The organism is Candidatus Aminicenantes bacterium (assembly GCA_026393855.1).
Classification (GTDB): domain Bacteria; phylum Acidobacteriota; class Aminicenantia; order Aminicenantales; family UBA4085; genus UBA4085.
Genome location: JAPKZJ010000126.1, coordinates 1 through 6,295, shown reverse-complemented (window position 1 = coordinate 6,295; position 6,295 = coordinate 1). Strand labels below are relative to the sequence as shown.

General features: G+C 64.0%; 4 protein-coding genes. All 4 read left to right on the top strand.

All coding sequences use genetic code 11. The features are described from left to right. A partial coding sequence (locus tag NTZ26_15335) for an SLBB domain-containing protein (protein ID MCX6561868.1) occupies positions 1-636 on the top strand: 636 nt, incomplete at its 5' end. A gap of 177 nt (positions 637-813) precedes the next feature. Then, positions 814-3,120 carry a polysaccharide biosynthesis tyrosine autokinase gene (locus NTZ26_15330; GenBank protein ID MCX6561867.1) on the top strand — a complete coding sequence of 769 codons (2,307 nt, stop codon included), beginning with the start codon at positions 814-816 and terminating at the stop codon, positions 3,118-3,120. Further along, positions 3,117-4,610: an O-antigen ligase family protein gene (locus tag NTZ26_15325; protein MCX6561866.1), complete on the top strand. Its 1,494-nt coding sequence runs from the start codon at positions 3,117-3,119 to the stop codon at positions 4,608-4,610. Before NTZ26_15330 ends, NTZ26_15325 begins: the two co-directional genes overlap by 4 nt. Before the next feature lies 1 nt (position 4,611). Further along, the coding region (locus tag NTZ26_15320) for a hypothetical protein (GenBank protein ID MCX6561865.1) at positions 4,612-6,295 on the top strand (1,684 nt) is incomplete at its 3' end.

The following is a 6,295-nucleotide window of genomic DNA, read 5'->3' as shown; positions in this document are numbered from 1 at the left end:
GAGGGGCTGACCGCCGCCGAGCTGGAGAAGAAGCTGGTTCGTGCGTTCATCGACAAAGGGCAGCTGCTGGATCCGCAGATCAGCGTCACCATCACGGACCGCCAGAGCAAGCGGGTGACCGTCATCGGCGCCGTCCAGAAGCCCGATTCCTACGAACTGATGGGGCGGCAGACCCTGCTCCAGATTCTGTCCATGGCCGGCGGCGTCAGCCGCGATGCAGGCCGCGAGATCCTGATCATCCGGCGCCTGCCCGACGGGACGAGCAACGCCCTGCATGTCCTGCTGGACGATCTGATCAACAAGGGCGAGACCCAATACGACATCCCGCTCGAGGCGGGGGACATCGTCAACGTCCAGGTCGACCGGATAGGCGCCATCTACGTCCTGGGCGAGGTCAAGACGCCGGGGGCGCTGTCCGTCATGCAGTCCCGCCTGCCGACGGTGACCCAGGCCATCGCCCAGGCCGGCGGCTACACCGAGCGGGCCTCGCTCGGCCGGGTCGTCATCAAGCGGCGGGATGCCTCGGGCCTGGAGAAGGAGATCTCCGTCGACGTCAAAGCCATCTTGAAGAACAAAGTCAAGGACGTGCCTCTCCAGGACGGCGACACCGTCTACGTGCCCAAAGGGTTTTTATAAACCCGGCGAGTCACCCCTGGGGGTGAGGGCGTTTCGGACATTTTCACCCCCGGCATCATCCATTCCGACGATTGCGGGCGGGAGGCGGATCGCCTACCCTAAAGGCGAGCGCGAACCACCGGCTGCGGCGGTCAACCGTCCCGGCCGGCGACGACGCGGGAGTGAAACGGAATAAACATGGTTCACACGGCGACGGGCAAGAAGGAAGTCAGCCTCCTTGAGTACTGGCGGATCGTCCTGAAGCGGAAGTGGGTGATCGTTTCCGTGACCGCCGTCCTGCTGGCCGCATCGGGCGTCATGTCATTCACCTCCACCCCCCTGTACCGGGCTGGGGTGACCATCCTGATCGAGGATCCCGGGTCGAGCATGCTGACCATTCAGGATCTCCTGAGCACCTCCACCGGCTCGACCGACTGGATGGGGACCTACTTCAACACCCAACTCAAGATTCTGCAGAGCCGGCTGTTGGCCGAGCGGGTGGCCAAGAAAATGAACCTGGCCGCTCGGGCCGAGCTGCTGGAGCCGTCGGCCGAGAAGGGGAGCCTCCTGCGGATGGTCAAGACCGTCTTCAGCCTGCGCTGGCTCAAGGGCCGATCCGGGCCGGCGCCCGAGGCGACGCCGCCGATCCGCGCCGAGGATCCTTCGGCGGCTTACGCCGGATTCGTCATCGACGGGCTGGGTGTCGTCCCGGTCGCCGAGACGAGGCTGGTCAGCCTGACCTTCACTTCTCCTTATCCGCGGCTGGCGGCCGATGTCGCCAACACGATGGCTCAGGAGTACATCAACTATTCGATCGAATCCCGCTTCGAGGCCACCCAGCAGACGACCGATTTCCTGAACGAACAGATCGCCCGCATCCGGGAAGAGCTGGCCGCCAAGCAGCGGGAGCTGACCAAATACACCGACCAGAAGAAGATCGTCCCGCTCAACGACAAGGAATCCAGCGTCGTCGGCCAGTATGCCGACCAGTTCAAGGTCTTCAACGAGGCCCAGCTGGCCCGGATAAACGCTGAGGCCAGTTACCGCGAATTGAGCGGCCTGAAAGCCGACTCCCTGCCCCAGCTGGTCAACAACCCCACCATCCAGTCGCTTCGGACCACTTACGTGACCCTGCAGAGCGATCTGGCCGAGAAGAGCAGGACCTTGGGTCCCAGCAACCCCGATCTGATCGCGACCAAAACCCGTCTCGACTCGACCAAGACCCAGCTCGAGGGTGAGATCAAGAAGGCCGCCGATGCGGCTTATGTGGCCTGGCAGACGGCTCTTGGCAAAGAGCGGACGATGGATGCGCTCCTGGCCGGTAAGCGCAGCGAAGTCTCCCGGATGAGCAATGAAAATATCTTTGCCGAGAGCCTGGATCGGGAGATTCAGAGCCGCCAGGAGCTGCTCAAGAAGCTGCAGGACCAGCAGGCTACAACCGACGTCTCGGCCCGCCTGAACGGGCTCAAGACGAGCAACATCAAGATCGTCGACCCGGCCGTCGTGCCCGAGGCGCCGTTCTCGCCCGCCGTCAAGCGCAATCTCATGGTCGCCCTGCTGCTGGGCCTGCTGCTCGGCCTCGGCCTGGCCTTCGTCTCCGACTTCCTCGACAATTCGATCAAGGGTCCCGAGGACCTGGAGAAGCTGACCGGTCTGCCCTCGCTGGGCATCATCCCGCACTTCTCGGCCGGCTCGACCCGCAAGAAGAACGGCTACGCCAACTACGGCGGCGTCTACGGCGCGGCCGATGGGGGCGTGGATACCGCCTTGGCCAAGGTCACCGAGGTCGAGCTGATCAACCATCTCTTCCCCAAGATCTCGATCGCCGAGGATTACCGGACCGTCCGCACGGCGATCCTCTTCTCCCACCCCGACTCCGCGCCCCGAACGATCGCCTTCACCTCGACCTCCCCGGAAGAGGGAAAATCGGCCACCCTGGCCAATCTGGCCATCTCCTTCGCCCAATTGGGCGACCGGGTCTTGGCGGTCGACGCCGACCTGCGCAAGCCGCGGCTGGCCAAGGTTTTCCAAGTCCGTAATCTGACCGGGCTGTCCGGTGTCCTGACCGGCCGGGCGACGCTGGATGACGCCATCCAGAAGACGGCCATCGACAACCTCTGGGTCCTGCCCGGCGGGCCGCATCCCCCGAATCCCGCGGAGCTTCTCAATTCCCGGAAGATGAAGGAGCTGCTCGTCCAATTGAAAGAGCAATTCAGCGTCGTCCTGATCGACCTGCCACCCGTTCTGGCGGTTATCGATCCGGTCATCGTCAGCTCCATGGTCGACAGCACGGTGCTGGTGATCAAGACCGGAAAGGCCACCCGCAAGCCTCTGCTCAAGACGATCGAGGAGCTGCGCAAGGGCAAAGCTTCGATCATCGGCGCCATCTTCAACGATTCCAAAGCCCGCAAGAGCGGCTTATCGTCCAACTACTTTCAGTACGAGTATTACCAGGATCCCGGCACGGCTCCTCCCGAGAGCCGCAAAGGACAGCCGCAGCCGTGAGGGATGCCCTAGGCCGCCTGATCAATTCGTCCGCCGCGCCGGCGGCCGAGCCGGGATACAGCCCGGAACCGGCGGCTGTCGCCGCGCCCCGGCCCCGACGGATCCGCGCCTCCTTCGTGGAATACGGCCTTTTGGCCCTGCTCATTCTCAGCCCCCTGCCGGCCGCCTCGGTCGAGGATTGGTCGATCCTGGCCATCGAGCTCCTGGCGGCCCTGTTGGCCGCGGCTACGCTGTTCCGGCGCCCCGCCGGCCTCAACGCCAAGCTGGAGGCGAAGCTCCGCCTGCCGGGCTTTCTGGCTGCCGGCTTGTTCGCTTTCCTGGGCCTGCAGATCGCCCCGCTCCCCAAAGCCGTCGTCCGGCTGCTCTCGCCGAATTTCTACGGCTTGCGGGAGCGCTTCGATCCCGGCTTCGCCCACTCGGGATCGTTGTCGCTTTCGATCGTCCCGGCCCAGACCGCCCGGGCGGCCTTGGAGCTTCTGGCCTATGTCTTGATCGGTTGGGTGGTCCTGCGGACGGTCACCCATCGCCGCCAAATCGTCCGCTTCCTATCGGTCATCGTCGCTCTGGGCGCCGCCCAGGCCTTCTACGGCCTCTTCGAGCTTTACCGGAACAATCCCCGGGTGCTGTTCTTCCCCAAAGTTTACAACCTCAATTCGGCCACCGGGACGTTCATCAACCGGAATCATTTCTCGGGCTATCTCGAGCTCATCCTGCCGCTGGCCCTGACCCTGATCATCGCCCGGATCGACATCTTTTCCCTGGCCGGCAAGAAATGGTCCGAAAAGCTGGGCCAGATCACCGGGCGCGGATTCGCCCTCAACATCCTGGCCCTGATCGGGGTCGTGATCATGGCCCTGGCCATCGTCCTGTCCCGATCCCGTTCGGGTGTTTTCGTCCTCTGTTTCAGCTTTCTCCTGTTCTTTCTCCTGACCGCTTATCATTTCAACCGGAATCGTTACCGCCAAGCCTGGATCAAGACCTTCCTCAAAGTCGTCTTCGTTCTGATCCTTGCCGTCTCCTTGTATGTCGGAGTGGAAGCCACCGTCGGCCGCTTCTCCGAGGACAATCTCTTGCAGGAGGGTCGGCCCCAATACTGGTCCAGCGTCCTGCGGATGGTGGGGGACGGCCCGCTCATGGGAACCGGGTGGGGCACTTTCGGCGCCGTCTACCCGTCCTACGAGACGGTGGCCATGGAGGGACGCCTGCTCCACGCACACAACGATTATCTTGAGGCCCTGGCCGAGCTGGGCGTCGTCGGATTCGTGCTGCTCCTGGGGCTCGTCCTCTGGCCGGTGCTGGACGCGTTCCGGACCTGGTCCACCCGCCGCCACCCCGGGATCAAAGGGCTGGGCATGGGCGGATTCGTGGCCTTGGCGGCCATGCTCGTCCACAGCCTGACCGATTTCAACCTGCACATCCCCGCCAACGCCGTCCTTTTCGCGGTTGTGCTGGGCCTGACCGTCGCCACCGCCTATTATCGGAAGGCCTGATATGAGCGCCAAACGGCTTCTCCTTCTTCTCGCCGTTCTGGCCGCGGCCGGGGCCGATGTCCTCTTCTACCGGGGATCGCGGCTCGTCTCTTTGGCCCGGGAGGCTTCCGCGCCGTCGGCCCGGATCGAGATTCTCGAGCGGGAGCCGGCCCTCATCCGGGATAACGACGTCGCTTTCCGGGATCTGGGCCGGGCCTGGTTTGAGGCCGCGATCGAGGATTTGACCGTGACCGGACCGCGCGACGACGGACTGCGGCGGGCCCACTCCGCCCAGCTCCGGTCGCTTCGTGCCAACCCCTTGTCGGCTGCGACCCATTTCGACCTAGCCAAGACGCTCGAGTATATGCGTCTCTTCGATCTTCCGGCGGAAGAGAAGGCCATGGAGGAATACGTCAAAGCCGTCCGCTTGGCCGGCCGGGATTCCGACATTCTGGCCCTGACCGGGCCGGCCTTGCTGTCCAACTGGGCCACACTCGACCCGGCCGATCGGATCGTCGCCCGGGATATCCTGAAATCCGTCCTGTCGGCGAAAACCGAGGAACGGCTGGATGCCGTCCTCGACCTCTGGGCCCTCCGGATTCAAGATCCCGGCTTTCTGCGGGCCGTCCTGCCGGCCGAGCCGGCTGCCTACAGGAGGGTCGCCCGATTCCTGGCCGAGCGCGCGCTCGACCGGGGCGAAAGAATCCATTACCTGACCGCCGCCGAAACGTTGGAATTCGCCTGCGCCGGAGAGGCCGCAGCGTCCGCCCGCAGCGATTTCCTGGCCTTGAAGATCAAAGAAGCGGAGGCGCACGACCGGGCCGGTTTGGAACTGTTAAACGGCATCCGTTTTTACCAGGCGCTCGATCCTACGGCCGAGCCCATCCCTCCGGCTTCCGTCCTGGAATTGAAGCGGACGCTGCTTCTCAGCCTTGTCCGGTGCCGGATGGAAATCGCTCGGACCTTGGATGAGATCCTGCCCGATTTGAGGGCCTACCTGGCGGTGGCGAATTCGACTTCGGCCGTGTCCGATCTCGAAAAGGCCCTCCGGGAACGCCGCTTGATCGAGGCCAAGCCCGATACATCCGGCCGGGACCTCGGCCGCTTGGCGCTGGAGCTGGAGATCTGCTTTCGGCAGAACCGCTATCGCGAAGTCACGGAGTTCGGCCAGGCCATGGAAGGCGGCCTGATGATGGTCACCGAATCGGCCCGGGCCGACTACGCCCGGGTTCTCGAAATCGTCGGCGATGCCTATCAGAAGCTCGATTTTCTCTACGAGTCGAACCGCTTCTACCAGAAGGCGAAGGACTTGTCCGCCCAAACGAACCTCGATCTCCTGGCCAAGATGGGCAAGAACTTCGAGCGGCTCAACGACGCCCCCGCCGTGGCCGCTTTACGCGCGGAAGCGGCCAAATCCTTGCCCAGCCGGGCCGTCGATCTGGCGGGGGTGACGGTGCCGAAAGGGACTGCCTTCAAGCAAGCCCTCTTTTTAGAGTCACGCAACTCCCGCCTGACGCTCAAGGCTCTCCCGGCCGGGCCGACCCCGGCTTATGTGACGCTGGTCTTGAACGGCCGTGTCATGTGGGAGGATTTTTTGTCGGCTGCTCCCGTCAGCCTGCTCTTAACGCCGGAAGCGGGGGCCAACGAGCTCGAGATCACGCCCTGGAACGGGCCCTTGCTTCTGTCCGGGATCGAGGTCGAGATCC

Coding starts and splice junctions, on each gene's coding strand:
- NTZ26_15330 (MCX6561867.1), top strand. CDS start 814: ATGGTTCACACGGCGACGGGCAAGAAGGAAGTCAGCCTCCTTGAGTAC.